Annotated in this window: 27 protein-coding genes; 11 read left to right on the top strand and 16 right to left on the bottom strand. The window is 72.0% G+C overall.

The window, feature by feature from the left end:
- Positions 1-57 precede the first annotated feature (57 nt).
- Positions 58-612: a YbaK/EbsC family protein gene (locus tag ACIP94_RS26305; RefSeq protein ID WP_402430454.1), complete on the bottom strand. Its 555-nt coding sequence runs from the start codon at positions 610-612 to the stop codon at positions 58-60.
- A gap of 43 nt (positions 613-655) precedes the next feature.
- Positions 656-1,228, bottom strand: a complete 573-nt coding sequence (locus ACIP94_RS26300; RefSeq protein ID WP_402430451.1) for a helix-turn-helix domain-containing protein — start codon at positions 1,226-1,228, stop codon at positions 656-658.
- Between the two features lie 93 nt (positions 1,229-1,321).
- Between ACIP94_RS26300 and ACIP94_RS26295 the strand changes: the two genes are divergently transcribed.
- Positions 1,322-2,179: an EamA family transporter gene (locus ACIP94_RS26295; protein WP_402430448.1), complete on the top strand. Its 858-nt coding sequence runs from the start codon at positions 1,322-1,324 to the stop codon at positions 2,177-2,179.
- Between the two features lie 73 nt (positions 2,180-2,252).
- Here ACIP94_RS26295 and ACIP94_RS26290 read toward each other — a convergent pair whose 3' ends face one another.
- A complete protein-coding gene (locus tag ACIP94_RS26290) occupies positions 2,253-3,017 on the bottom strand; it encodes an acyltransferase (RefSeq protein ID WP_402430445.1) in 765 nt (254 codons plus the stop codon).
- 106 nt (positions 3,018-3,123) lie between these two features.
- Between ACIP94_RS26290 and ACIP94_RS26285 the strand changes: the two genes are divergently transcribed.
- A complete protein-coding gene (locus ACIP94_RS26285) occupies positions 3,124-3,657 on the top strand; it encodes a gamma carbonic anhydrase family protein (protein ID WP_402430442.1) in 534 nt (177 codons plus the stop codon).
- A gap of 6 nt (positions 3,658-3,663) precedes the next feature.
- Here the strand turns inward: ACIP94_RS26285 and ACIP94_RS26280 are convergent, their stop codons facing one another.
- Positions 3,664-4,320 carry a DedA family protein gene (locus tag ACIP94_RS26280; protein WP_402430440.1) on the bottom strand — a complete coding sequence of 219 codons (657 nt, stop codon included), beginning with the start codon at positions 4,318-4,320 and terminating at the stop codon, positions 3,664-3,666.
- Between the two features lie 726 nt (positions 4,321-5,046).
- Here ACIP94_RS26280 and ACIP94_RS26275 point away from each other — a divergent pair.
- Together ACIP94_RS26275 and ACIP94_RS26270 are read left to right on the top strand one after the other, a co-directional pair.
- On the top strand, positions 5,047-5,457 hold the full coding sequence (locus ACIP94_RS26275) for a DUF485 domain-containing protein (RefSeq protein ID WP_402430437.1): 411 nt from the start codon (positions 5,047-5,049) through the stop codon (positions 5,455-5,457).
- Positions 5,457-7,061: a cation acetate symporter gene (locus tag ACIP94_RS26270; RefSeq protein WP_402430434.1), complete on the top strand. Its 1,605-nt coding sequence runs from the start codon at positions 5,457-5,459 to the stop codon at positions 7,059-7,061. Before ACIP94_RS26275 ends, ACIP94_RS26270 begins: the two co-directional genes overlap by 1 nt.
- A gap of 191 nt (positions 7,062-7,252) precedes the next feature.
- Here ACIP94_RS26270 and ACIP94_RS26265 read toward each other — a convergent pair whose 3' ends face one another.
- The 4 genes from ACIP94_RS26265 to ACIP94_RS26250 all read right to left on the bottom strand — a co-directional run bounded on the left by ACIP94_RS26265 (position 7,253) and on the right by ACIP94_RS26250 (position 11,302).
- Entirely contained in the window at positions 7,253-7,690 is a 438-nt protein-coding gene (locus ACIP94_RS26265) for a DUF4442 domain-containing protein (protein WP_402430860.1), read from the bottom strand.
- Positions 7,691-7,785: 95 nt separating this feature from the next.
- Entirely contained in the window at positions 7,786-8,631 is an 846-nt protein-coding gene (locus tag ACIP94_RS26260; RefSeq protein ID WP_402430431.1) for a spermidine synthase, read from the bottom strand.
- A gap of 483 nt (positions 8,632-9,114) precedes the next feature.
- Positions 9,115-10,284: an elongation factor Tu gene (gene tuf, locus ACIP94_RS26255; RefSeq protein WP_402430428.1), complete on the bottom strand. Its 1,170-nt coding sequence runs from the start codon at positions 10,282-10,284 to the stop codon at positions 9,115-9,117.
- 289 nt (positions 10,285-10,573) lie between these two features.
- Positions 10,574-11,302 (bottom strand): DNA alkylation repair protein, encoded by a 729-nt coding sequence (locus ACIP94_RS26250; RefSeq protein WP_402430425.1) that lies wholly within the window; start codon positions 11,300-11,302, stop codon positions 10,574-10,576.
- Between the two features lie 49 nt (positions 11,303-11,351).
- Here ACIP94_RS26250 and ACIP94_RS26245 point away from each other — a divergent pair, with 49 nt between their 5' ends.
- Complete coding sequence (locus tag ACIP94_RS26245; protein ID WP_402430422.1) at positions 11,352-12,188, top strand: TVP38/TMEM64 family protein; 837 nt, start codon at positions 11,352-11,354, stop codon at positions 12,186-12,188.
- A gap of 7 nt (positions 12,189-12,195) precedes the next feature.
- On the opposite strand, the gene ACIP94_RS26240 is transcribed toward ACIP94_RS26245, so the two are convergent.
- The gene (locus ACIP94_RS26240) at positions 12,196-13,365 is read right to left on the bottom strand and encodes a thiolase family protein (RefSeq protein ID WP_402430419.1); all 1,170 of its coding nucleotides are present in this window, start codon (positions 13,363-13,365) and stop codon (positions 12,196-12,198) included.
- 115 nt (positions 13,366-13,480) lie between these two features.
- On the opposite strand from ACIP94_RS26240, the gene ACIP94_RS26235 reads away from it, so the two are divergent.
- Positions 13,481-13,951, top strand: coding sequence for a winged helix-turn-helix transcriptional regulator (locus ACIP94_RS26235; RefSeq protein ID WP_402430416.1), 471 nt, complete (start codon positions 13,481-13,483; stop codon positions 13,949-13,951).
- Between the two features lie 6 nt (positions 13,952-13,957).
- Here ACIP94_RS26235 and ACIP94_RS26230 read toward each other — a convergent pair whose 3' ends face one another.
- The 4 genes from ACIP94_RS26230 to ACIP94_RS26215 all read right to left on the bottom strand — a co-directional run bounded on the left by ACIP94_RS26230 (position 13,958) and on the right by ACIP94_RS26215 (position 18,052).
- Entirely contained in the window at positions 13,958-14,680 is a 723-nt protein-coding gene (locus ACIP94_RS26230; protein WP_402430413.1) for a cupin domain-containing protein, read from the bottom strand.
- The gene (locus ACIP94_RS26225) at positions 14,674-15,603 is read right to left on the bottom strand and encodes a PmoA family protein (protein ID WP_402430410.1); all 930 of its coding nucleotides are present in this window, start codon (positions 15,601-15,603) and stop codon (positions 14,674-14,676) included. Before ACIP94_RS26225 ends, ACIP94_RS26230 begins: the two co-directional genes overlap by 7 nt.
- Positions 15,600-16,982 carry a Gfo/Idh/MocA family oxidoreductase gene (locus ACIP94_RS26220; protein WP_402430407.1) on the bottom strand — a complete coding sequence of 461 codons (1,383 nt, stop codon included), beginning with the start codon at positions 16,980-16,982 and terminating at the stop codon, positions 15,600-15,602. Before ACIP94_RS26220 ends, ACIP94_RS26225 begins: the two co-directional genes overlap by 4 nt.
- A gap of 272 nt (positions 16,983-17,254) precedes the next feature.
- Positions 17,255-18,052 (bottom strand): SAM-dependent methyltransferase, encoded by a 798-nt coding sequence (locus tag ACIP94_RS26215; protein WP_402430404.1) that lies wholly within the window; start codon positions 18,050-18,052, stop codon positions 17,255-17,257.
- A gap of 234 nt (positions 18,053-18,286) precedes the next feature.
- Between ACIP94_RS26215 and ACIP94_RS26210 the strand changes: the two genes are divergently transcribed.
- The 4 genes from ACIP94_RS26210 to lnt all read left to right on the top strand — a co-directional run bounded on the left by ACIP94_RS26210 (position 18,287) and on the right by lnt (position 21,989).
- Positions 18,287-18,466: a hypothetical protein gene (locus ACIP94_RS26210; RefSeq protein ID WP_402430401.1), complete on the top strand. Its 180-nt coding sequence runs from the start codon at positions 18,287-18,289 to the stop codon at positions 18,464-18,466.
- A gap of 490 nt (positions 18,467-18,956) precedes the next feature.
- On the top strand, positions 18,957-19,610 hold the full coding sequence (locus tag ACIP94_RS26205) for a hypothetical protein (protein ID WP_402430398.1): 654 nt from the start codon (positions 18,957-18,959) through the stop codon (positions 19,608-19,610).
- 103 nt (positions 19,611-19,713) lie between these two features.
- The gene (locus tag ACIP94_RS26200) at positions 19,714-20,325 is read left to right on the top strand and encodes a nuclear transport factor 2 family protein (protein WP_402430395.1); all 612 of its coding nucleotides are present in this window, start codon (positions 19,714-19,716) and stop codon (positions 20,323-20,325) included.
- Positions 20,326-20,414: 89 nt separating this feature from the next.
- The gene (gene lnt / locus ACIP94_RS26195; protein WP_402430392.1) at positions 20,415-21,989 is read left to right on the top strand and encodes an apolipoprotein N-acyltransferase; all 1,575 of its coding nucleotides are present in this window, start codon (positions 20,415-20,417) and stop codon (positions 21,987-21,989) included.
- On the opposite strand, the gene ACIP94_RS26190 is transcribed toward lnt, so the two are convergent.
- Positions 21,907-22,818 carry a Gfo/Idh/MocA family protein gene (locus ACIP94_RS26190; protein WP_402430389.1) on the bottom strand — a complete coding sequence of 304 codons (912 nt, stop codon included), beginning with the start codon at positions 22,816-22,818 and terminating at the stop codon, positions 21,907-21,909. The genes lnt and ACIP94_RS26190 overlap by 83 nt on opposite strands.
- Positions 22,819-23,027: 209 nt before the next feature.
- Between ACIP94_RS26190 and ACIP94_RS26185 the strand changes: the two genes are divergently transcribed.
- On the top strand, positions 23,028-23,492 hold the full coding sequence (locus ACIP94_RS26185; protein WP_402430386.1) for a hypothetical protein: 465 nt from the start codon (positions 23,028-23,030) through the stop codon (positions 23,490-23,492).
- Between the two features lie 77 nt (positions 23,493-23,569).
- Here ACIP94_RS26185 and ACIP94_RS26180 read toward each other — a convergent pair whose 3' ends face one another.
- Both ACIP94_RS26180 and ACIP94_RS26175 read right to left on the bottom strand, forming a co-directional pair.
- Positions 23,570-24,133, bottom strand: coding sequence for a hypothetical protein (locus ACIP94_RS26180; protein ID WP_402430384.1), 564 nt, complete (start codon positions 24,131-24,133; stop codon positions 23,570-23,572).
- Positions 24,134-24,471: 338 nt separating this feature from the next.
- Positions 24,472-25,155: a uracil-DNA glycosylase gene (locus ACIP94_RS26175; protein WP_402430381.1), complete on the bottom strand. Its 684-nt coding sequence runs from the start codon at positions 25,153-25,155 to the stop codon at positions 24,472-24,474.
- Positions 25,156-25,165 lie beyond the last annotated feature (10 nt).

Here is a 25,165-nt window from a genome sequence, read left to right as displayed (position 1 = left end):
CCGCACCACGGGGGCCGCTGGTGCCGGCGCGGGTCCCGCGTGGTGGCCCAGGTGCCCTCAGACGCCCAGCCCCTCCAGGACCACGGCGTTGGCCAGCTCCGTGAACGCCTTGCCCGGCACCAGCAGCTTCCCCCGGCGCCTGCCGCTGCCGACCAGGACGTACGGCAGGTCGACGACCGCCGAGTCGACCAGGATCGGCCAGCCGTCGGGGAGTCCGATCGGCGTGATGCCGCCGTACTCCATGCCGGTCTCCCCGGTCGCCACCTCCATCGGCGCGAACGACGCCTTCCGGGCGCCCAGTTGACGGCGGACCACGCCGTTGACGTCGACCCGGGTGGCGGACAGGACCACACAGGCGGCCAGCATCGTCTCGCCGCCCCGCCTGCCCGCGACCACGACGCAGTTGGCGGACCGCTCGAGCAGTTCTCTGCCGTAGTGCTCGAGGAAGACCGCGGTATCGGCCCACTCCGGCTCGGTGTCGACGTAGAGGATCTGGTCGGCAGGCACGCTGCCGCTCCACCGGCGTACGGCGTCGGCCACCGGGCGGGTCAGCTCGTCGAGGCAGTCGGGCGCGGGTGTGGCCGGGTCGAAGTCTCCGATGGGTGCGCGCATGCCGGCACGCTAACAGCCGTACCGCGGCCGCAGGACCGGTGTCTCAGCGGACGGGCGGCACCGAGACCGCCATCACCATCTCCATCGGCACATCGCCGTCGTTGGCGTACGTGTGCGGGGTGTCGGCCTCGAAGGAGGCGCTGGCGCCGGTGGGGACGTCGTAGTCCACGCCGTCCACGGTGATCGTCAGCCGGCCGGCGGTGACATGGACGAGTTCGACCGTGCCGGCGGGGTGCGGGTCGGAGGGACTGCGGTCCCCCGGCATCAGCCGCCAGTCCCACATCTCCAGCGGACCGGGGGCCTCGGTGCCCGCGAGCAGGCGGTTGTAGCTGCCCGCCTCGGTGTGCCAGAGGCGTACGGCCTGCTCGGCCGGGACGATCCGGACCCGGGGGCCCTGCTCGTAGTCGAGCAGCGTGGTGACGCTGACGCCGAGCGCGTCGCCGATCTTGACGATCGTGCCGATGCTCGGGTTGGTGCGGGCCTGCTCGATCTGGATGAGCATGCCGCGGCTGACTCCGGCACGGGCGGCGAGGGCGTCCAGAGTGAAGCCGCGCTCGGCGCGCCAGCGCTTCACGTTGCGTGCCAGGGACTGGGTCAGCAGGTCGAGGTCCGACACATCGAGTCCAATATTCTGTATGACAGAGTTCAGTTCGCTCAACTATGGTGTGGTGCACCTGATTGTTCACCGAACTGTACTGCGAGGCGGCCCATGACAGCACTTTTCGCCCTGGCCACCAGCCTTCTGTGGGGGCTGGCCGACTTCGGCGGGGGGCTGCTGACCCGGCGGATGCCCGCACTCACGGTGGTGGTCGTCTCGCAGGCCGTCGCCGCGTCCGTGCTGGGCGTCGTCGTGCTGGTCACCGGCGCCTGGAGCGAGGCGGGGCCCCGGCTGTGGTTCGCGTTCGCCGCTGGCCTGATCGGCCCGATCGCCCTGCTCTCCTTCTACAAGGCGCTCGCCCTGGGGCCCATGGGCGTCGTCTCCCCGCTCGCCACCCTGAGCGTGGCGGTGCCCGTGGGCGTGGCGCTCGTGTTCGGCGAGCGCCCGGGGCCGGTGCAGGCCGCCGGGATCGCCGTCGCGGTCGCCGGGGTGGTGCTCGCGGGCGGGCCCGAGCTTCGGGGTGCCCCGGTGCGACGGCAGGCGATCCTGCTGACCCTTGTCGCCGCACTGGGGTTCGGCACGGTGTTCGCGCTGATCGCGGAGGCGTCGGCGACGGTGACCGGGCTGTTCCTGGCGCTCTTCGTGCAGCGCGTGACCAATGTCGTGGTGGGCGGTGCCGCCCTGGGCGCGGCGGTGCGGCGCGGTGCGCCGGCCCTCCCGCAGGGCGGCTTGCCATGGCGTTCGCTGCCCGCGCTCGCCTTCGTCGGTCTCGCCGACGTCGCCGCCAACGGCACTTATGCGTTCGCGGCCCAGCACGGTCCGGTCACGGTGGCCGCCGTCCTCGCCTCGCTCTACCCGGTGGTCACCGCGCTCGCCGCGCGCGGCTTCCTCAGCGAGCGGCTGCGCCCGGTACAGGCCGCGGGAGCGGGCCTCGCGCTGGTCGGTACGGTGCTGCTGGCCACCGGCTGACGTCCGGACCCTGCCGCCGGATCCGCCCGCCGGGCCGTCGGCACGCGGCGTCCAGCGCCATGATCCCGGGCCCTCAGGACTCCGCTTCCAACTCCGCGAGCCGGGCGATGTCCTCCTCGTCCAGCTCGGACAGGGCCAGCAGCTGATCCGGCGTGACCCCGTCCGGTATCGGCACCGGGGCCGGTGTTCTGAGCGGCGGCCGCCAGCCCTCCTCGGGTGTCCAGCGCCGTACGACCCGGGCAGGCGCCCCGGCCACCACCGCATGGTCCGGCACGGCTCCCCGCACCACCGCCCCGGCCGCCACCACCACGTTCCGCCCGATCCGCGCGCCCGGCAGGATCACCGCGCCGGTCCCGACCCAGCAGCCCGGGCCGATCTCCACGGGTTCCATCCGCGGCCACTGCCTGCCGATGGGCTCGTGCGGGTCGTCGTAGGAATGGTTGGTGGAGGTCACATAGACGTACGGCCCGAAGTAGCAGTCGTTGCCGATCGTGACCGAGGTGTCGGCGATGACATGGCTGCCGCGGCCGAGAACGACACCGTCGCCGATGCGCAGGATCGGGTCGGGACCGAGGTCGAGGCCGGGCATCAGTCCGGCCGTCAGGGTGACCTGTTCGCCGACGATGCAGTGGGCGCCGACCTGGATCCACGGCTCACCGAACACCGTGCCCAGGGGGAAGGCCAGCCTGGTACCCGTTCCCATCGCGCCGAAGCGGAAGCGTCCGGGGTGCTCCGCGGTCACGGAACCCGCGCGCTGCGCCCAGGCCCAGCCCGCGTGGACGGCGCGCTGCGCCAAACCACGACGCCATGACGAGAACGTGTTCTTGCTCCTGGGCACGCGCTCACGTTACTCAGCGCCGGGCCCGCCCATGCGCCCGTACCGCTGTGATCTTCGCCCCACCGATGGCGTACGGTGCGGGAGGACCGACCACGAGGAGACGGCAATGACGCACACGGCGCTGATCGCGGGGATAGGCGGCAGGGATCCCGAGGTGGACGCGGCGGCGTTCGTGTCGCCCACGTCCGTGGTGATCGGCGGCGTCACGCTGCACGCGGGCGCAAGCGTCTGGTACGGCGCGGTGCTGCGCGGCGACGTCGAGCGGATCACCGTCGGCGCGCGCAGCAACGTCCAGGACAACTGCACGCTCCACGCCGACCCGGGCTTTGCGGTCGATGTCGGCGAGCGGGTCTCCATCGGGCACAACGCCGTGGTGCACGGCGCGACCATCGAGGACGACTGTCTGATCGGCATGGGCGCCACGGTCCTCAATGGCGCGGTGATCGGCGCGGGCTCGCTGGTCGCGGCTCAGGCCCTGGTGCCCCAGGGCATGCGGGTGCCCCCGGGCTCCCTGGTGGCGGGTGTGCCCGCCAAGGTGAAGCGGGAGCTGACCGCCGAGGAGCGCGAGGGCATCACGCTGAACGGCACGATGTACGCGGAGCTGGCGCAGGCCCACCGCGCCGCGCACCGGCAGGACTGAGCCGCTTCAGGCCCGGTCGGCGGCGGGGGCGGTCTCCGCCTCGGCCGCCTCCCGCTGCGCCGCCGTCTTCCCGGCCTTGCGCCTGACCACCAGCATCGACGCCAGTCCGATGAGGACCGCGGCCACCAGCCCCAGCCACGAGAACTTCTTGAGCCACGACTCGGCGACGACGCCGACGTAGTAGATGACCGCGGTGGTGCCGCCCGCCCAGACCACACCGCCCAGGAAGTTGGCGGTCAGGAACTTCCAGTAGGGCATCCGCAGTACACCGGCGAGCGGTCCGGCGAAGATCCGCAGCAGGGCGACGAAGCGGCCGAAGAAGACGGCCCACATGCCCCACCTCTCGAAGGACCGCTCGGCCGTCGCGACATGCCCCTCGCCGAAGTGCCGGGGGAACCTCGTGCCGAGCCAGGCCAGCAGCGGCCGTCCGCCCTTGCGGCCGATCGCGTAGCCGATGGAGTCGCCGACGACCGCACCGACGCAGGCGCAGGCCCCGAGGATGATCGGATTGATGCCGCTGTGCTGGGAGGAGAGCAGTGCCGCCGACACCAGGACGATCTCTCCCGGCAGTGGGATGCCGAGGCTCTCCACACCGATGACGAGGGCCACCACGGCGTAGACGGCGGCCGCGGGCACCGTGTCGAGCCATTCCTGGACGTGCAACGCCACATCCTCCCCGTTTCGCGTCCGCGCTTTCCTGGGGGCTCGCCCGCTCGGACGGGCCCCCTGGAAGCCTACACACCCCCGCGGCGGCCCTCGCGGGCGAAGGCCGTGGCGAGCACCGGCCCCCTGGCACCGGCGTGAAGTGAAGCCGCACCGGAGGCGTACGACGATTCCCGGGCGCCGCACACACGGGGGCACCCTGGCCGGAGCGGCGGGAACGGCCGCAGCGACGGGAACGACCGCAGCGACGGGAACGACCGGAACGGCAGGAACGACCGGAACGGCAGGAACGACCGGAACGGCAGGAACGACCGGAACGGCAGGAACGACCGGAACGGCAGGAACGGCCGGATCGGCGGGAACGGCGGGAACGACCGGAAAGCGGAAACGATTCTGTTCAATCTGCCTTCCGTACAGGCGGTTGATAGGCCAATGGCCCCACTGCAATACTCCGCTTCCGACCCCGTTGACACCCCCCTGCAGGACCGTCCCCATCTCCCGGAAAAGCCGGGAGCGGAAACCTCGCGAACCCCCCACAAAGGCCGCACGAAAAACCGGTTTCGACACCGGGAAGAAGTTCCCGACGGGCCATTCCTCCGGGAAAGACCCGACGACGGCTCACTTCTCCCGTCCCCCGCTCTCCTTTCTCTCCCCTTCCCTCCGAAACCGGCCCGCCCGGGCATGGCCCGCCGGGAGCGCGGCACACGGCAGCAAAGAAGGTGCGTCATGAACGGATATCCGCGGCAGCACGCCGGCCGCTCCCCTTCCCCCGCCACGCCAGCGGATTCCGCAAGCCCCCCGTCGCTGCGCGACCACCCCGAATTCCCGCCCCTGCGCCATGCCTTCCGCGCCTTCGGCGCCACGGCGGCGGCCCTTGTCGTCGGCGGATTTCTGCTCTACGTCCTCCTGTCGGGTTTCGCTCCGGGTCTGATGAACCAGCCGCTGGCGGGCCATCTCACCCTCGGCCTCGCGCTCGGCCTCGCCCAGTTCGGCCTCATGGCACTCGCGGTGTGGCGCTACACCGCGCACATGAGCAGACGCGTCGACCCGGTGGCGCGTCGGCTGCGCTCCGAGCGGGACCGGGCGCGACCCGGCGACCGGCCACGCCCCGCGCAGCAGAGGTGGCCGCGCGCGTGATGACGGCCTTCGCGAGTGTCGCGAACCGCTTCGGCCTGCAACTGACCTTCGTCCTCTTCCTGTCCGTCGTCGTGGTCACCCTCTTCGCCGCGCTGCTGACCGCTCCCCAGCGGGACGAGGTCGGCGAGTTCTACCTCGGCAGCCGGACCATGTCTCCGCTGCGCAACGGCCTGGCGATGTGCGGCGACTATCTGTCGGCGGCGACGCTGCTGGGCAGCACCGGCCTCGTGGCCCTCACCGGCTACGACGGCCTGCTCTCTCTGGGCGGGACCACGGTCGCGTGGATGGCGGTGCTGTCCGTCGTCGCCGAACCGCTGCACAACGCGGGCCGGTTCACCCTCGGGGACACCCTGGCGCTGCGGCTGCCCCGGGCCCAGCGGCCCGTGCGCCTCGCCCTCGCCCTGTGCACCCTGGCCGTCACCACGCTGTATCTCGTCGCCCAGCTCATCGGCGGGGTGGCTCTGCTGACCCAGTTCGTCGGCGAGCCGAACCAGGCCACGCGCACCCTGTGCGTGGTCGTCATCGGCACCATCGTGGTGGTGTACGCGGCGCTCGGCGGGATGCCCGGCGCGACCTTCATCCAGGTCGTCAAGGCCGTGATGCTGGTGTCCGGGGTCGCGATCACGGCCGCGATCGTGCTGGCGCACTTCCACTGGAGCGTGGCCGCGCTGTTGTCGGCCGCCGAGCGGGGCAGCGGCCTCGGGCACCGCTTTCTCGAGCCGGGGCTGCGCTACGGCGCCGGCACCACCAGCAAGCTGGACTTCTTCAGTCTGGAACTCGCCCTCGTGCTCGGTCTCGCCGCGCTCCCCCACGTGGCGATGCGGCTCCTGGCCCCGCGCAGCAACCGCGTGCTGCGCACCTCCACCGTGTGGACCACCGTGCTGGTCGGGTTCGTCTGTCTGGCCGCGGGCGTCGTCGGCCTCGGCGCGACGGCCGTCCTGGGCCGCGAGGCGATCGTGAAGATCGACCCCAAGGGCGACGCGGCCGTTCTGCTGCTCGCCCAGTCCCTCGGCGGCGGCGTGTTCACCGCGCTGGTCTCCTGCCTGGCCTTCGTGACCCTGCTGGCGGTCGCGGTCGGCCTCACCCTCGCCGCGGCCACCTCGCTCGCCCACGACCTTTATGGCGAGGTCATCCGCAGGGGCGGGGCGACCCAGGCCGAAGAGCTGGGTGTGGCGCGCGTGTCCGCCGCCGTCATCGGGATCCTGGCCATGCTGCTCGCCCTGCTGCCATGGGAGATCAGCACGGCGACTCTGGCGTTCCTCGCCTTCGCCATCGCCGCGTCGGCCCTGCTCCCCGCGCTCGTCTACGGCCTGTTCTGGCGCCGCTTCACCGCGTGGGGTGCCCTGCTCGGCCTGTACGGCGGCCTGATCTGCTCGGTGCTCCTCGTGTTGTTCTCCCCGGTGGTCTCCTCGCAGCCCACCTCGGTCTACCCCCACGCCGACTTCGCCTGGTTCCCGCTCCAGAACCCGGGCATCGTCTCCATTCCGGCCGGCTTCCTCCTCGGCTGGTTAGGCAGCGTTCTGAGCGGTCGTCAGGAGGGCGGCTCCTACGAGGACTTCGAGGTGCGCACGCTGATCGGTTCGGGCCGGAACGGGGCGCCGTGACCACGCGGCACCCATGCGCCCACTTCCTCCTGCCACCGCCCTGCGCGGCACCGGCCGCCGGGGCAGGCCGGGGGTCCATGTCTGCTCTCCGGCCGTCGCGCCCGACGGCCGGGATCCATACGGAAGCCGGCAAGCGACACCGAGCCGGCGGCGGCACACCGCCGGGGAGCGGCAGGGATCCGGCTGCTTCGTCACCCGTTCGGGCGAAGGGTCCACACCACCGTCATCTCGCCGGTGACGGCGCCGTCCCCGCGCTGGATGGCGATCAAGACGGGGAACTCGGGGCGCCGCCCCGCGTCCAGTTCGGCGACGACCTCGGCGGCCGGACGGCCCAGCGTAGCGGTCGCGGTGACCGGGCCCATCGCCAGCTTCTTGTACGCGATCTCGGCACTGACGGCGAGCGGTACCGCCCGCGACAGCTGATCCCCGAACGCGGCCAGCACGATGGCACCGCTCGCCGACTCGCCCAGCGTGAACATCGCCCCGGCGTGCGGCCCGCCGACATGGTTGTGGAAGTCGCTCTGGTCGGGCAGGGCCACCACGGCCTTCTGCGGAGTGGTCTCCAGGAACTCCAGCTTCAGGGTCCTGGCCATCGGCACCGTGGCGGCGAGCATCTCGCCGATCGACATCTGGTCTGCACTCATGCGCGTCATGTTACCCATGAGTAGCCATCCAGGCCAGGGTCGCGCGACGATCAGCGGGACCGCCCTGCGGCCCGGCCCGCTCAGCCGATGGTGAAGGTCCCGTCGGGCGGCTCGGGTGACGGGACGGCGTCCTCGTCCTGGACCGGCTCGGCGGTGCCGATGAACCGCCGGAGGGCGGGCCCCTCTTCAACCCGGGCCGGGAACGCGTCCGCGGCCGTGCGGCGGGCGAGTGCGGCCATGTCCAGGGGCCGGTGGGCGGCGACGAGCACGGCGTTCCCGAAACGGCGGCCGCGGAGCACGCCCGGCTCGGCGATCAGCGCCAGTTCCTCGAACACCAGGGAGAACGTGGCGAGTTGGGAGCGGAGGAAGGCGAAGGGTGTGGCGTCCGCGAGGTTCGCGAGATAGACGCCGTCCGGGCGCAGCACGCGCTCGGCGGCGCGGGCGTAGGCCACGGTCGTCAGATGGGCCGGCACCCGGGAGCCACCGAAGACGTCCGCGATCACGATGTCCGCGGAGTGCGGCGGGGCGGCTTCCAGCCAGGCACGTGCGTCGGCCGCGGTCAGCGTGACACCGGCGTCGTCGGGCAGGGGCAGGTACTCCGCGACCAGGTCCAGCAGGCCCCGGTCGGCCTCGACCACGTCCTGCCGTGAGCCCGGCCGGGTCGCGGCGACGTAACGCGGCAGGGTGAGCGCGCCTCCGCCGAGGTGCAGCACGTCCAGTGGACGGCCAGGCTCCATCAGCGTGTCCAGGGCATGACCGAGCCGTCGCGCGTACTCGAACTCCAGATGCGTCGGCGCGTCGAGATCCACGTAGGACTGCGGCGCCCCGTCGAGCGTCAGCAGCCAGGCCCGCTCACGGTCGACATCGGGCATCAGCTTGGCGGTCCCGTGATCCACGACACGCGTCACGGGTATCGACTCGGTCACGACACCATTGTGCAGGGCCGCCGCGGGGGGAGTACGGCGGAAGGCCGCGGCCGGAACGAGGTCGGCCCGCCCGGGCTGCCAGGACATGGACCCGACGGACGCGACCGGCCGCTCCAGCGCCCGATCCCAACCGCCCCAGTGCCCGGGCCCACCGGACCAGAAGGCGACAACCGCCCACCCCTCCACCCGGCCCCACCAGACGCGACGCAACCGCCACTCCCGCGCCCGAACCCGCCCGACCGGTCAAGGGCGGTCCTGCCGCACGCGACCGACCACCCCACCCCCAGGCCCCGGCCCAGCGGACGAGAAGGCCATAACCGACACCCCTCCACCCCGACCGCCAGATCCCACCACCCCGGCCCCGAGCGACCGGACGAGACGATCACAACCGCCCCCCAGGCGCCGGTCCCGGACACAAGCGACCGGGGTCAGGCCGCCGACCCGGATGCTCCCGGGTCGGCGGCCGACGGCCGTACGTCGGGCTCAGCCCACGGTCGTCACCGTGCCCGCGCCGACGGTCCGGCCGCCCTCGCGGATCGCGAAGCCGAGGCCGGGCTCCAGGGGCACGTCGCGGCCCAGTTCCACGGTCATGGTGACCGTGTCACCGGGCCGGGCGACCGCCGTCTCGCCCAGGTCGATGTCGCCGACCACGTCCGCGGTGCGGATGTAGAACTGCGGCCGGTATCCGGTCGACACCGGAGTCGTACGACCACCCTCGCGGGCCGACAGCACATACACCCGGGCCGAGAAGCGGCGGCTCGGCACGACGCTGCCGGGCGCCGCGACGATGTGCCCGCGCCGGACCGCGTCACGCGGCACCCCGCGCAGCAGCAGCGCCACGTTGTCCCCGGCCTGCGCCTCCTCCATGGGCTTGCCGAAGGTCTCCAGGCCGGTGACCACGGACTCCAGCCCGGCGCCGAGCACCTCCACCCGGTCGCCGACTCGCACCGTGCCGCGCTCGACCGCGCCGGTGACGACCGTGCCGCGCCCGGTGATGGTGAGCACGTTCTCCACCGGCAGCAGGAACGGCGCGTCGAGGTACCGCTCGGGCATGGGCACATAGGTGTCCACCGCGTCGAGCAGCGCGTCGATCGCCGCGGTCCAACGGGGGTCGCCCTCCAGGGCCTTGAGCCCGGAGACACGGACCACCGGGACCGAGTCGCCGGGATAGCCCTGCGCGCTGAGCAGTTCGCGGACCTCCAGCTCGACGAGGTCGGTGAGTTCCTCCTCCCCCGCGTCGGCCTTGTTGAGGGCCACGACGATGTGGTCGACGCCCACCTGCCGGGCCAGCAGCACATGTTCGGCGGTCTGCGGCATGATCCCGTCCAGCGCCGAGACCACGAGGATCGCCCCGTCGAGCTGGGCGGCCCCGGTGACCATGTTCTTGACGTAGTCGGCATGGCCCGGCATGTCGACATGTGCGTAGTGCCGGGTGTCCGTCTCGTACTCGACATGCGCGATGTTGATGGTGATGCCGCGCGCCGCCTCCTCCGGGGCCCGGTCGATCCGGTCGAACGGGACGAACGTGCCGGTGCCGCGGTCGGCCAGGACCTTGGTGATCGCGGCGGTCAGGGTGGTCTTGCCGTGGTCGACGTGCCCCATCGTGCCGATGTTCAGATGCGGTTTGGTGCGCACGTATGCCGTCTTGGGCATGGCTGTACCTCGAAGCCTCTTCAGTGGTACTGAATGACGGCCCCGGCAGCGGACGATCCGGCCGGGACGGGGACCCCAAGGACTTGCCGACCCTCCCCCTGCGGGGTCCGCCGGACGATCCGGGAAGGGTCAGCTTCGGGCGCCGTCGACGGCGGCCGGGAAGAGCGGGACGGCAGCCTTCGGCGCATCCGCGGCGGCGGATGCTGCGAGGACGAAGGCGTACCGGAACATGCCGTAGAGCATCGTCGACGCGTGCGCCCACGTCGAATGGTTTTTCCGCGGGGGCCTTTCAGAGGTTCTTGAGCGCTTCCCGCACCGACAGCGGGGAGAGCCGTGTCGCCTCCCGGGCCACGAACTGCCGTACGGCGTCCGGATCCGTCTTGGCGTACTCCCGCAAGGCCCACCCGATCGCCTTCCTGATGAAGAAGTCGGGATCCGCGGACCGGCGTACGCAGTACGCGAAGAGACGGCTCGTGTCGGTGGCCTCCTTGTGACGCAGCTGGTGGAGCAGGGCGGTCCGGGCGATCCACGGCTCGTCGTCCTCGATCCACGCGTCCATGGCACCGCGCAGCCGCGGATTGGCGGTGACAAGGCCGCCCACCACATGGGCGGCCAGCGCGTCGACGGTGTCCCACCAGGGGTCTGTGGAGACCAGATGGCGCGTCACGGGGAGGAATCCCGAGGAGAGTTGCCTCACATGGCGGCGGAGGTAGTCGACGGCGAAGTAGTGGTACTCGCGCTCGGGCAGCGCCCAGCAGCGCAGCGCGAGCGCCGTGCAGTCTGCCTCATCCGGGCGGGGCGTGCCCGCCAGGACGGTGCCGGCCAGGGCCCGGCGAACGGGCGTGGTCAGACCGAGGAAGGGCGCCACGTCCTTCATATAGGCGCGCATCGGCACGGCCCGCTGCGGGTCCGCCGCGGCGGCGTATGCGACGGTGAGCCGCTCCATCACGGCGTCCGCGAGACCGCTGGGCGGCGGCGTGGGCGGCGCGTCCGTTGTTCCGGAACCTGTGGCCTCCATGAGACGAACCATACGGCGATCACACACATCGGTCGGTTAGTGTCACCGGATGCTCGATGCCACCACCCGCTCTGGGGGCACCGCCACGGCCTCTCCCCGGGCCGCCGCCACGGAGCTCACCGCCGCTGTCTCCCCTCGCGCCACGGCGGAGTTCACCGCCACGCGGGCCGCCGCGGTCGCCGTACCGCTCGGATTCTCCGCCCGCTGCACCAGAGTGCTGCTGTCGCCCTGGTCCCGTCTGTCCCTGCTCCTGGTGCTGCTCGGCGCGGCGGCGGCCTGTGTGCTGGCGTATCAGCCGCAGAAGCTGCTCACGCACGGCTGGCCACCGCAGCTCGGAGGTGCCACGGCGGCCGTCGTCTTCGCGGTGGCGTACGGGCTGTGCACGGTCGCGTTCGTGCCGCGTCCGCTGCTCAATCTGGCGGCGGGCGCGCTGTTCGGCTCGCAGCTGGGCACGGGAACGGCCCTCGCCGGCACGATGCTGGGCGCCGGGATCGCCTTCGGGCTCGGCCGGGTGCTGGGGCAGGACGCGCTGCGTCCGCTGCTGCGGGGCCGCTGGCTGAAGGCGGCGGACGGCCAGCTCAGTCGGCACGGCTTCCGCTCGATGATGGCGGCCCGGCTGTTCCCCGGGGTGCCGTTCTGGGCGGCCAACTACTGCGCCGCCGTCTCCAGGATGCGCTGGGCGCCGTTCCTGATCGCGACGGCGCTCGGATCGGTTCCGAACACCGCCGCGTACGTCGTCGCGGGTGCCCGCGCCTCGCGCCCGACCTCACCGGCCTTTCTGATCGCGATGGCCCTCATCGCGGGGCCGGCGGTGGCCGGGGCGGTGATGGCCTGGCGCAAGCGCCACCACCTGCGAGCCGTCGCTGACACCGGAGGGGCCGACTAGACCACGACTAGACCGCCTCGAGAATCATGGCGTTGGCGAGTCCTCCCGCCTCGCACATCGTCTGCAGGCCGTATCGCGCTCCACGCGCGCGCAGCGCGTGCACCAGGGTGGTCGTCAACCGGGTGCCGCTCGCGCCGAGCGGGTGGCCGATGGCGATGGCCCCGCCGTGCACGTTGACCCTGTCGAGTTCGGCGCCCGTCTCCTGCTGCCAGGCGAGGACGACGCTGGAGAAGGCCTCGTTCACCTCGAACAGGTCGATGTCGCCGATCGTCAGGCCCGCCTTGCGCAGCACCTTCTCGGTGGCGGGGATGACCCCGGTGAGCATCAGGATGGGATCGGAGCCCGTGACCGCGAAGCTGTGCAGCCGGGCGAGCGGACGCAGGCCGAGACGGGCCGCGGTGTCGCTGGTGGTGATGAGCACCGCCGAGGCGCCGTCATTGATCGGGCTCGCGTTGCCGGCGGTGACGTTCCACCCGATCTGCGGGAACCGCTCCGCGAAACCCGGGTCGTAGTAGGCGGGCTTGAGTCCGGCGAGGGTCTCGGTGGTGCTGGACGGCCGCATGGACTCGTCGCGTGTGAGGCCCTCCAGCGGCGCCGTCTCGGCGTCGAACAGACCGGCGTCCCACGCGGCCGCGGCCTTGTGGTGGGAGGACACGGCGAAGGCGTCCATCTGGTCCCGGGTGATCGACCACTTCGCGGCGATCAGCTCGGCGCTGATGCCCTGCGGGACGAGGCCCTCCGGGTAGCGCTCGGCGACTCCGGGCCCGAAGGGGTCCTTGCCGGCGGGCACGTTCGACCACATGGGCACGCGGCTCATGGACTCCACGCCGCAGGCCACGACGATGTCGTAGGCACCCGACAGCACGCCCTGGGCAGCGAAGTGCACGGCCTGCTGGGAGGAGCCGCACTGACGGTCCACGGTGGTCGCGGGCACCGTCTCCGGGAAGCCCGCGGACAGCACGGCGTACCGGGTGGTGTTCATGGCCTGCTCGCCGACCTGGTCGACGGTGCCGCCGATGACGTCGTCGATCAGCGCCGGGTCGACGCCGGAGCGATCCACGAGGGTGCGCAGAGTGTGTGCGAGGAGTTCCACGGGGTGGACATGGGCCAGGGCGCCGTTCGGCTTGCCCTTGCCGACTGGGGTGCGTACGGCTTCGACGATCACGGCGTCGCGCATGGTGCGGGCCTCCTTGCCCGGCGGGTGCCGGTGGGACGGTTACCGGTGAGTAGGAAATCTGGATTCACGATAACGCGTTAAGTTGGAAAAGCAAACCCTCACCTAGACTGGACCCATGGCCGCCTCCAAAGACCCGCGCCCCTGCTCGATCTCCGACACCTTGGCCGTGGTGGGCGAGAAGTACTCCTTGCTCGTGCTGCGCGAGGTGTGTCTCGGCAACCGCCGCTTCGACCAGCTCGTGCGCAACATCGGCGCCCCGCGCGACATCCTGGCCGCGCGGCTGAAGCGTCTTGTGGAGGCGGGGATCCTGACGAAGAGGATGTACAGCGAGCGCCCGCAGCGGTTCGAGTACCGGCCGACGGCAGCGGGCCTGGAGCTGGAGCCGGTCCTGATGACCCTCATGGCGTGGGGCGACCGTCATCTCCGCAAGGACGGCGATCGCCCCATGGTGATCGAGCACGCCTGCGGCAACGAACTGATCCCGGTCGTCACCTGCTCCGCCTGCGGCGGGGAGGTCCGTCACGGGAACCAGACGCCGCATCCCCAGGCTCCGGGCTGGACGATCTCGGGACCGGCCGCCGCCTAGGCCTGCCTACGGCTCCCCCCGGTACACGTCCAGCCGCCCGCACATCCCGAACCTTCCTTGCGTGGAGGGCTGTTCGGCCCGTACGACCGCGTCGGCGAGGTGGGACACATCGCCCCGCTCCAGGCGGTCCAACTGCTCCGCCGTCGCCTCGGTGGCGGCCCGGGCCCCGCGCCGCCACCGCTCGCGCCATTCGGCCAGGCGCGGCCGTACGAGCGCCGCGGCGGCCCGGTGGAAGGCGGCCAGCGGCTCGGGTCCGTCCGCGTCGCGCAGCGCCCGGTACCCCTCCAGCGCCAGATCGCGGCGGGTCCGGGCGATCCGCTCCCGCTCCGCCTCGGGCGCGCCGGCCGGGATGACGGTCGCGGCGGCGTAGGTCTCGGGGTCCGTCAGGTGCTCGGGAGGCAGGGTGAGTACGGCATCGCCCGCCTCCGGCAGTCCGCCGTTCTGCATGAGGACGGTGATACGCAGCTCGTCTTCGTTGACCAGCCGGTGGATGGTCCCGGGCGTGAACCAGGCGACCGTGCCGGGAGCGAGCGGCGTGACCTCGTACCCGGATGTCGTCAGCGTCTGCACGGCGCCCCGCCCGCCGGTGACGACATACGCCTCCGAACAGGTCAGATGCAGATGGGGCGTGCCACCGCGCACACCGTCGGCCGCCGGCCAGTCGTACACGCGCAGATGCGAGACGGCGACGGCGCCCGGCAGACCCCTGAACTCCCCGGCGCTCACCACGGGTGATCCGCAAGGTACTCGGCGACCTCCTCGCGCCCCCACGCGCCGTCCGCCACCACCACGCGATAGCGCCGGCGCAGTGTGTCGCCCGGGGCCAGTTCCAGTTCGTCGTGGAACGCCCAGGACGGGGCGACGGCCGCGAAGGGGTCGTTGCGCACGAACCAGTGGGAGGGGTGGGTTCCCCGCTCCCCCAGGTGGTCGTTCTCCGGAGCGTGCGCGAAGACGAGCGTGGCATGTCCGTCGGCGCCGTCGTGCTCGCCCGAGTACGCGAGCCAGGGGGTCTGCCGGCCCATCAGTCCGGGTCCCTCGGAGTCGGGCCCGCTGACCCGTCCGTCCCGGAAGGAGCGCGGCCCCCGCCAGAACAGTCCCGTGTAGCCGGCCGTCTCCCGCCCGGCGGTGGTCGGACTGCCGAAGAGCAGCGGCTCGTCACGGCGGTTGGTGATCGCCGAGGTCCAGGTAAGCGCCCAGGACCGGGAGGCGGGCTCCACGTCGTGCACCTCGATGCGGCGCTCTTCGTCGGCCCACAGCTCCCCGGTGTACGGATGCCAGGTCAGCCGCTCGGCGATCATCGCGCCCTCGCCGTCCGCGCCGATCTCATCGAAGGCGATGTGCGCCATCGAACCGACGCGCTCCGGCAGGGCGAGGTACCCCTCGCCGTGCACATAGGTGTTGCCGCCCCACAGGTTCTGCCCCGACAGATGCGAGGCGGTGAGCTGGAGGCCCTTGTGCCAGCGGTGGTCGTTGGGCCGGTAGCCGGTGACCACGTCGCCGGCCAGCGTCCGCACCGGATGCAGATACGGCTTGGGTGCCTCCCAGGCCGCCTCGGGACCGTAGACGTAGGCGAACAGCTCGATTCCGGTGGCCGGTTCGGTGACGGTGATGCGGTCGCCGTGCGCGTGCACGATGCGCAGGGTCGCGGTCATGCGGACACCTCCTCACCGGGCGCCGCCACAGACGCCTCGGCCGCCGCGGTCGTCTCGGGGGCCCAGCCGGGAGCGCCACCGTGCAGGGCCGCGTAGTAGGGGTCGCCGGGGCGGATACCGCCCACGCGGACGGTCGTGTCGGTGAATGCCGACTTGTACAGCGCGGTGATCAGTTCCAGACTGGTGCGCCCGTCCGCGCCGCTGCTGCGGGGCCGGACCCCTGCGCGCATGGCGGCGACCAGCTCGCGCAACTGCGCCAGATGCGAACTGGGCACGTCCGCCCCGAAGTCCCGCCAGGCCGCGGCCTCCTCCTCGGGCACATCGGGAGCAGGCGTGATGCGCCAGTTGTCGTTGCGGTGGCCGTACAGATGCGTGAGTTCCACGGTGGCACGCTCGCAGTCGATACGGATACGGCTGACCTCGTCCGGGCTGAGCACACTGTTCACGACCGTGGCGAGCGCGCCGTTCCGGAAGCGTACGAGCGCCGTGGAGACGTCCTCGGTCTCCACGGCGTGCACCAGGCGCCCGGCCATGGCGCGCACCTCGCTCCACGGTCCGAGCAGGTCGAGGAGCAGGTCCATCTGATGGATGCCGTGCCCCATGGCCGGTCCGCCGCCCTCGGTCCGCCAGCGGCCCCGCCAGGGCACCGCATAATAGGCCGCGTTGCGGTACCAGGTGGTCTGGCAGTGCGCCACCAGCGGGCGGCCCAGGGTCCCTTCGGCGAGCAGCCGTCCGACATGGCGGGCGCCCGAGCCGAAGCGGTGCTGGAAGACGATCGCCGCGAAGGGTCCGCCGTCCGTGCCCTCCGCCGCCTCCACGGCGTCGAAGTCGGCGAGCGTCGGCACCGGCGGCTTCTCGCACCACACCCAGGCGCCGGCCCGCAGCGCGGCCACGGTCTGCTCACGGTGCAGGACCGGCGGGGTGCAGATGCTCACCAGGTCGGGCCGCTGCTCCTCGAGCATGCGGCCGAGATCGGTGTACGGATGCGGAATACCGCTCTCTGCGCACAACTGCTCGACCGAGCCGGCATCGATGTCGACGGCGGCGACGACCTCGGTCTCGCCCTCCTCGGCGAGCCGGGCGAGCGCGGGGAGATGCGAGCCACGCGCGATGGCACCCGTGCCGACCAGGGCGGCCCTGATGCGACGGCCGGCGAACGGCGCGGCCGGGCGGTGTGTGCGCACGGTCGGGACCGGAGTCGGGGTCGGGGTCGGTTTCAGGGTGGGAGTCGGGGTCCGTTTCAGGGTGGGAGTCGGGGTCCGTTTCAGGGTGGGAGTCGGGGCAGTGTCCGGGGCTGGGTTCGGGCTCGGATCCCGGTGCGGGGTGGGTTCGGGGCTCCTGGGATCGTGGGCGGTGGACGCGTTCCGGGCTGTGGGCATGGACGTGATCAGCGCTCCATCGGACGGGACGTCAGACAACGTCAGACGTCGGCCAACGCGTGATGGCTCCGGAGAATCCGAGGGCGGCAAGCGCTTTCCCTCCGCTGCAACGTACGGTCCGCTCGAAGAGCCGGTCAACACCCCGGAGAGCACCGTTGCGCAGAACCGGCCCCGGCCGGTTCACCTCAAGCGCTGGCAAAGAGGGGGTGGCGTCGGCTAGGGGGCGGCGCCCCGACAGGGCGCCCCTCCTGATCCGTCTTGTGGAGGGCGGTTCAACCGGACTTGCGCGCCACGCCCCCGTAGAAGCCGATCTCACCGGATCGCGCCGGCGGAGGGGTGTCCGGGCGCCAGAACGGGACCTGGGCAAGGCCAGGTTCGACCAGCTCCAAGCCGTCGAAGAAGCGCTCGACCTCGGCGCGGGACCTCAGGTTCAGGGTGGCCGTGGCCTTGTTGTAGACGGCCTGGGCCTCACTGCGATCCGCGAAGTCGTCCGTGGCGTGCGAGAGCACCAGGAAGCTGCCTGCCGGCAGCGCGTCGCGCAGGGTGGCGACGACCCGCTCGGGCTGCTCCGCGTCGGTGAGGAAGTGCAGGACGGCGACGAGGAGCAGTGCCACCGGCTCGTCGAAGTCGATGACCCCGCGGACCTCCGGGTGGTCCACAATGGCCGCCGGGTCCCCCAGATCGGCCAGCACGATGCCGGTCGCGCCGGAGCGGCTGAGCAGCGCGTCGGCGTGCACCTTCACGATCGGGTCGTTGTCGACATACGCGACGCGTACGTCCGGTGCCACCTCGTGGGCGATCTCGTGCACGTTCGGCGAGGTCGGCAGCCCGGTGCCGATGTCGAGGAGCTGGCGGACGCCGCTGCCGACGACGTAGCGGACGGCGCGCCGCAGGAAGGCGCGGTTGGCCTGGAGCCCGATCCGCACCTCGGGTGCGGCAGCGGCGAGTTCGTCACCGGCGACCTGGTCCACCTCGTAGTGGTCCTTGCCGCCCAGCAGATAGTCGTAGATCCGCGCAGGGTGCGGCCTGCCGGTGTCGATCTCCTCGGCGCGGAAGTCGCCCTGTTTCACAGTGCCCTCCTCTCGACGGCCGCCACGGTCCCACCCGCGCCCGACCGACGGCAGCTGTCCACAACAACTGCCCTGCCGATGTCCGCAGTTACGCCACGGCGGCGGCCACGGGCGGTTCACAGTCCTGTCCTGATCCTCCACCGACGATCCACGGAATCGACCGTGACCAACCACATACCGTGTGCGCAGTCGTCCGGTGGCGCGCTGTCACTGCTTGCCCCTAGGCTTGCCCGCATGTCCCCCGATTCCCAGAGCCTTGGTTCCGTGCGGTCCGCCGACGACTTAAACGAGCGGATCCGCGCGCTGTGGCTGCGCGCGGGCGGCTCCCTGTCGGCCCAGGAGCGCGCGGAGTACGAGCTGTTGGTGGTGGAGTGGGCCGCGGCGATCCGCAGCGAGGTCATCGAGGCAGCCTGAAGGCGCCGCCGAAAGGGCGCGGTTCGGCGACTGCGGCCGCAACTGCCGTTGCCCGACTGGCACTTGGTCGCACGGGGCGGTGTGCGGCAGGTGCCAGGAAGAGGTTCGGCCGTGAGCGCCCGCTCGGGAACCTCTTGAGGCGTGGGGCATATGAGCCCGGGCCCGCGCGACCGAGACCCGCCCCCCTCGTCTCGCAGACCCTTCGCCTCGCAGGCCCTTCGCCTCGCAGACCCTTCGCGCCGTAGAGCCCTCCTGCCGTACACCCGTGCGCATGCCGTCCCGCGCCGATCCGGGTGCCGCGGCACGTCCGGCCACCGCGAGCCGCACAGCGATGACGCCGGCGCGTCCACGCGCCACGCCGGGTATGCGCCCGATCGGCCCTGCGAGATCACACCCGGAACATGTCCGATATGACAGTTATAAGGGGCTGTCAGTACGTTCATCGCAGATCGGCTGCCCGGCCGGCGTCTCTGCGACAGAGAGAAGTGACATGCCCACACGTACGTTCGCCGTGACCGCGGCCGTGGTGGCCGCCGGGGTCCTGGCCACCGCCGGCCTCACCTACGCCTCGACCCTGGAATCCACCGAGGCGCGCCCGCCCGCCAAACACGCGGCCCGGAAGGCCGCGCACGCGGCCCGGAAGGCCGCGCACGCCGCCCATCCGGCCTCGAAAGCCACGCACCCCCGGCATGCCGCAGCGGCCGCCCCCGCCCAGGCCGCCCCCGCCGCCGCGGCTGCGAGCGGTGGCGGCGACACACATGGCAAGAGGGACGAGGGCGGCTCGGACAGGGGCCGTGGCCGCGGCCGTGGACACAGGGGGCCGGGGTGGATCCACTTCAACGAGCGGACGTACTCCGCCGCCGTGGAGGGCTGCGTCACCGCGGCGAGCGGGCTGGGCTCGAACAGCTTCAGCATCGACAACGACAGTGACAAGTTCGTTGAGGTCTACCGCGGTTTCACCTGCGACAACGGCGCCCCGGTCGCCACCGTCGGTCCCTACGGCAGCACCTTCGGCGTCGTGCCGAGCACCTCCAACGAGGGCGGCGACTACTCCCACGGGGACGAGTTCTTCCGGGCGAGCATGTTCGCCGACGACAACGTCGCGGGCAGCTTCCGGGTGGTCCACCGCGAAGACATGTGGTGAGCGACCACAGGCCCACCGCCTCGGCCGTCCACGACCCGAGGGCCCGCCCGAAACCCCGCGCACACCCCTTGGCTGCGCCTGCCGCGTCCCCAACACTGAGCCGATGACCCAGCGCGTGGAGCTCGCGACCGTGATGGACCGCCTGGCCGTCGACGGACTCGTCACCGAGTACGCGGCAGCCGTGGACGACGGAGACTGGCAGGCGTACCGAGAGCTGTTCACCCCGGATGGGCGGGCCGACTACCGCTCGGCCGGCGGCATCGAGGGGGACGCTGATCAGATCGCCACATGGCTGGAGCGGACCATGCGGCTGTTCCCGGTGCGCCAGCACCTGATCATGAACCGGCACCTGCGCTTCGGCACCCTCGCGCACGACGTCGGCGACACCGCCCGGGTCCGGGCCGACTACGTCAACCCGATGCGGCTCGCAGAAACGGAGCGCCTCGCCGCGACGGACCACCTCGCCGCGACGGACCACCTCGCCGCGACGGACCACCTCGCCGCGACGGACCACCTCGCCGCGACGGACCACCTCGCCGGGACGGACCACCTCGCGGGGATGGCCGACGGCCCGTCCGCGCCGGGCTTCGTGTGCGGAGGCCGGTACGCGTTCGCGTTCCTGCGGACGGAGGAGGGCTGGCGGCTGCACGAGGTGGTCGTCCGCGAGAAATGGCGCAGCCTGTTCCGGCAGCCCGACCAGGAAACGGCCACCTGAGCACGCGCTCGCCGCTCGCCGCAGGCACTCTGTCGTAGATCTTCCCCAGCGCGCACACTGGAGACATGCACTGGGGAGGAATGCGCCGCATGAGGATGCCCGACGACTGGCTCGTCCCCCGTGGGTGGCGCGGTATCGCCGCTGTTCTCGCGGGTGCGCTGCCGGTGTTCGCCTTCCCCGCGCCGTCCTGGTGGTGGTTCGCGTACATCGCCCTGGTCCCGTGGATCCTGCTCGCCCGGTCCGCGCCGACCGCGCGGCGGGCCGCGTACGACGGCTGGCTCGGCGGCTTCGGCTTCATGACCGCCGTGCACCACTGGCTGATACCGAGTCTCAACGTCTTCACCTTCGTCATCGCGGCCCTGCTCGGGGCGCTGTGGGCGCCCTGGGGCGTGCTGGTGCGGCGGTTCCTTGGCGGGGTGCCCTCACCGCGACGGCTGGGCGCCGCCCTTCTCGTCCTGCCCTCGGGCTGGCTGGTGGTCGAGCTGGTCCGCTCCTGGCAGGGGCTCGGCGGACCGTGGGGGCTGCTCGGTTCGAGCCAGTGGCAGGTGGGGCCGGCGCTGCGGCTGGCCTCGATCGGCGGGGTCTGGCTGCTGAGCTTCCTGGTCGTGGGCGTCAACATCGCCGTGGCGATGCTCGTCGCGATACGGGCGTCGCGTGTTCCGGCCGTGGCCGGGCTCGTCGCGGCGGCCGCGGCGGCATCGGCGGCATGGGCCTGGTCGCCGCGCCCCGACGTCGACGGGCGGGTGCGCGTCGCTGTCGTCCAGCCGGGCGTGATAGACGGCGCGGACAGCGGCACCAGACGGTTCGAGCGTGAGGAGCAGCTGACCCGTCGTCTCGCCGGGCAGGACGTGGACCTCGTCGTGTGGGGCGAGAGCAGCGTCGGTTTCGACCTCGCGCAGCGGCCCGATCTGGCGGACCGGGTCGCGGCGTTGTCCCGGCTGGTGAAGGCCGACGTCCTCGTCAACGTCGACGCCCGTCGCTCCGACCGCCCCGGCATCTACAAGAGTTCCGTGCTCATCGGCCCGCAGGGTCCGACGGGCGACCGCTACGACAAGATGCGGCTGGTCCCGTTCGGTGAGTACATACCCGCGCGGTCGGTGCTCGGCTGGGCCACCTCGGTGGGCAAGGCGGCCCGCGAGGACCGCCGGCGCGGCACCGAACAGGTGATCATGAACGTCGGCCACGGACTGCGCGTGGGCCCGATGGTCTGCTTCGAGTCCGCGTTCCCCGACATGAGCCGCCATCTCGCCGAGGACGGGGCCGGACTGCTGCTCGCCCAGTCCTCGACGTCGACGTTCCAGCACAGCTGGGCGCCGGAGCAGCACGCCTCACTTGCCGCGCTGCGCGCCGCGGAGACCGGCCGCCCGATGGTGCACGCCACCCTGACCGGTGTCTCCGCCGTCTACGGCCCGAGTGGTGAGCGCGTCGGTTCCTGGCTGGGCACCGGCCGGAGTGCGTCGATGGTCTACGACGTCCCGCTCGCCCACGGCATGACGCCCTACGACCGCTACGGCGACTGGCCGGTGCACGGGGCCCTGCTGGTGATCGCCGCGCTGGGCGCGACGGAGGGCGTACGGGCGCTCAGAGCCCGACGGAGCGCTCCTGCACCGCAGCTACCACCCGCTCGCACAGCTCATGGGTCGCCAGTGCGTCACGGGCGCTGAGCACCTTGCCGGCGCGGACGGCGTCGAGGAAGGCGAGCGCGGCCTGCTCGATACCGCGCTGCCGGGCCACCGGCACCCAGTCCCCACGCCGTCGCACGGTCGGCTGGCCCTTGTGGTCGACGATCTCGGCGAGGTTCAGCACCTGCCGCTTGGTGTCCTGCCCGGAGACCTCGAGGATCTCCTCGGCCGAACCGCTGAGCCGGTTCATCACGCCCAGCGCGGTGAAGCCGTCGCCGGCGAGCTGGAGCACCACATGGTGCAGCAGACCGTCCTCGACGCGGGCCCGTACCGTGACATCGTCGACCGGTCCCGGGACCAGGAACCGCAGCGTGTCGACGACGTGGATGAAGTCGTCGAGGATCATGGTGCGGGGCTCCTCGGGCAGCCCGACGCGGTTCTTCTGCAGCAGGATCAGCTCGCGCGGATGGTCGGCGCACTGTGCGTACCCGGGTGCGTAGCGCCGGTTGAAGCCCACCGCCAGGCCGACGTTCCGCTTTTCCGCGAGCCGTACCAGCCGTTCGGACTCGGCGAGTTCGTAGGCGAGGGGCTTGTCGACGTACGTGGGAATGCCCGCCTCCAGGAGCCGGGCCACGATCTCGGGGTGGGCGACGGTGGGCGCGTGCACGAACGCCGCGTCGAGGTGCTGGTCCAGGAGCGCGTCCAGATCCGCGTGCCGTTGCCGCTCGGGCAGGTGCAGGCTGTCGGCGACGCGGTGCAGGGTCGAGGGGGTCCGGGTCTGGAGGTGCAGCTCGACTTCCGGCTGCACCCCGAGCACCGGCAGATACGCCTTCTGCGCGATGTCACCGAGTCCGATGCAGCCGAGCTTCACGGGTGTCTCCTGGGATGACCGACGATGCCTCGTCGGAAGCATACGACCGCCGCGCCGTGGGGACTCCGGCGGCCGTATGCCCGGCGGGCATGCGCGGCGGGAGGGGCGGACGGGGGTGCCCCCGGTATCCGGGGTCGGAGGTCACCCGTGCGGGGCATCCTCCGTGCGTCCGCGCCCCAAAGTCCGCCGGAACCAGCAGAGTTGCGCGGGTGCAGCGAACGACGACGAGTGCAACGCTCCTGGTCACCGTGGCCGTCTCGGCCCTCGCCGGCTGTGTGACCGTCCAGCGGCCGCCCGCTCCGCTCCCGCCCCGGGCGCCCTCGCGGTCCTCGACGCCCCGGACGGACGGCAGCGTGGCGCCCCGTGTGGTGCAGGCCCCGGCACGGGAGGCGCTGGAGATGGTCGGACCCTCCCGCCGTCCGTCGCCACCGGGCGCCGACGCACGCCGCACACCCCGGCCGGCCCCCACCATCGAGCGGACGACAGCCCCGCATCACCGGTCCACGTCCCCGCACCCCGGGCATGAGCATCCCGGACACCACACCGAGGTGCCGCCCGCGGCTCCGGGGCCGCTGCCGGGGAACCCGGACGTGTGCGCGCTCGGCCGCAGCTACGGCGGGTGGCGGCCGGACAGCCCGGAGGCGAACATCTGCCGGGGCACCTACGGCCGGTGAGCGGTCCCGGCGCCGCGAGCCCCCCGCTTTCCCTCACGACCCCCGAACCGCCCCCTCCGGCCGCCGATGCCCGGCGCTCACGACCGCCGTCTCGGCGGGCCCAGGGTCTCTCCGCCCGGGCCCTTCGGGGGACCCGGCTCGGGTGTGCTGTTCGTCGGTGTCTCCGCGAGCCGCCGCTCCAGGCGGGCGATCGCCGTCCTGATGCCGTCGCCGTAGCCGTCGTCGCCGAGCCCGTCGGCCGCGCCGCGCGCCCGGCTCAGATGGGCGCGCGCGGCCTCGCAGCGGCCCAGCTTCACATAGTCGGCGGCCAGGTTCAGATGGAGGGAGGGGAAGAACGCGCGGACCGCGAGTGCCCCGTCGTACCCGTCGTACCCGTCGACGCGCTCGTCGCTGAGTTCCTCGGCGGCCGACAGCGCCCTGAGGTCCCAGGCGAGCTCGTCCGACGGGTCGTCCTGGGTGTCCGCCATGTAGTGCGCCACCGTACAGCGGTGCAGCGGGTCACCGTCCTCGCCGATCTCGGCCCACAGCCCCAGGAACCGGTCCCGGGCCTCCTCGCGGTCGCCACCGTGGTGCAGCATGACGACCTGACCGATCCGGCTCATCACGGCATCCGGCGCCGCCTGCCCCTGTCGCTTCGCCACCGTGTCCTCCACGCTCGTCGACCGTCATCACGACGCTAGCCGTCCGCGCCGACAATCACACTCAGGCGGCTCCGCAGGGCGCTGGGCCAAGCCGGTGACGACGCGGGAGAACCGATGGCCGGACGGTTCGGGACCTGAATCCGGACTCGGACCCGGACCTGAATCCGGACTCGGGTCCGGACCTGAATCCGAACTCGGACCCGGACCGGGATCCAGACCAGGGCCAGGACCCAGGACCAGGACCCGGGCACGGACCGGGACGGGAGCGGGATCCAGACCCAGACCCGGAGCCGGATCCGGATCCGGGGGCCGAGATCCGGACCCGCCCCGCCCCCGTCTCACCCCAGGTTGGGAATCGCCCAGTCGATCGGCTCGTGTCCCTGGCGGGCCACCGCCTCGTTGATCTGCGTGAACGGGCGCGATCCGAAGAACTTCTTCGCGGACAGCGGCGAGGGGTGCGCGCCCTTGACGACGACATGCCGGCTCTCGTCGATGAGGGGCAGCTTCTTCTGCGCGTAGTTGCCCCACAGCACGAACACCGCCGGGTCCGGCCGGCCGGCCACGGCGCGGATCACCGCGTCCGTGAACTTCTCCCAGCCTCTGCCCTTGTGCGAGTTCGCCTCACCGCCGCGCACCGTCAGCACCGCGTTCAGCAGCAGCACGCCCTGCTCGGCCCACGGCATCAGATAGCCGTTGTCCGGGACGGGCGTGCCCAGTTCCTGCTGCATCTCCTTGTAAATGTTCCGCAGGGAGGGCGGGGTCTTCACCCCGGGACGCACGGAGAAGCACAGGCCGTGTCCCTGGCCCTCGCCGTGGTACGGGTCCTGACCGAGGATGAGCACCTTCACCTTGTCGTATGGCGTGGCGTCGAGGGCGGCGAAGACCTCCTCGCGCGGAGGATAGACGGGACCCTTGGCGCGCTCCTCCTCGACGAACTCCGTCAGCTCCTTGAAATAGGGCTGCTGCAGTTCGTCACCCAGAACGCCCCGCCAGGACTCCGGCAGCATGGCGATGTCGGTCACGTCAACTTCC

This window comes from Streptomyces sp. NPDC093261 (assembly GCF_044753645.1).
Taxonomy (GTDB): Bacteria; Actinomycetota; Actinomycetes; order Streptomycetales; family Streptomycetaceae; genus Streptomyces.
Note: the sequence above shows the minus strand (reverse complement) of the source record. Positions and strands in the feature narration are given on the sequence as shown.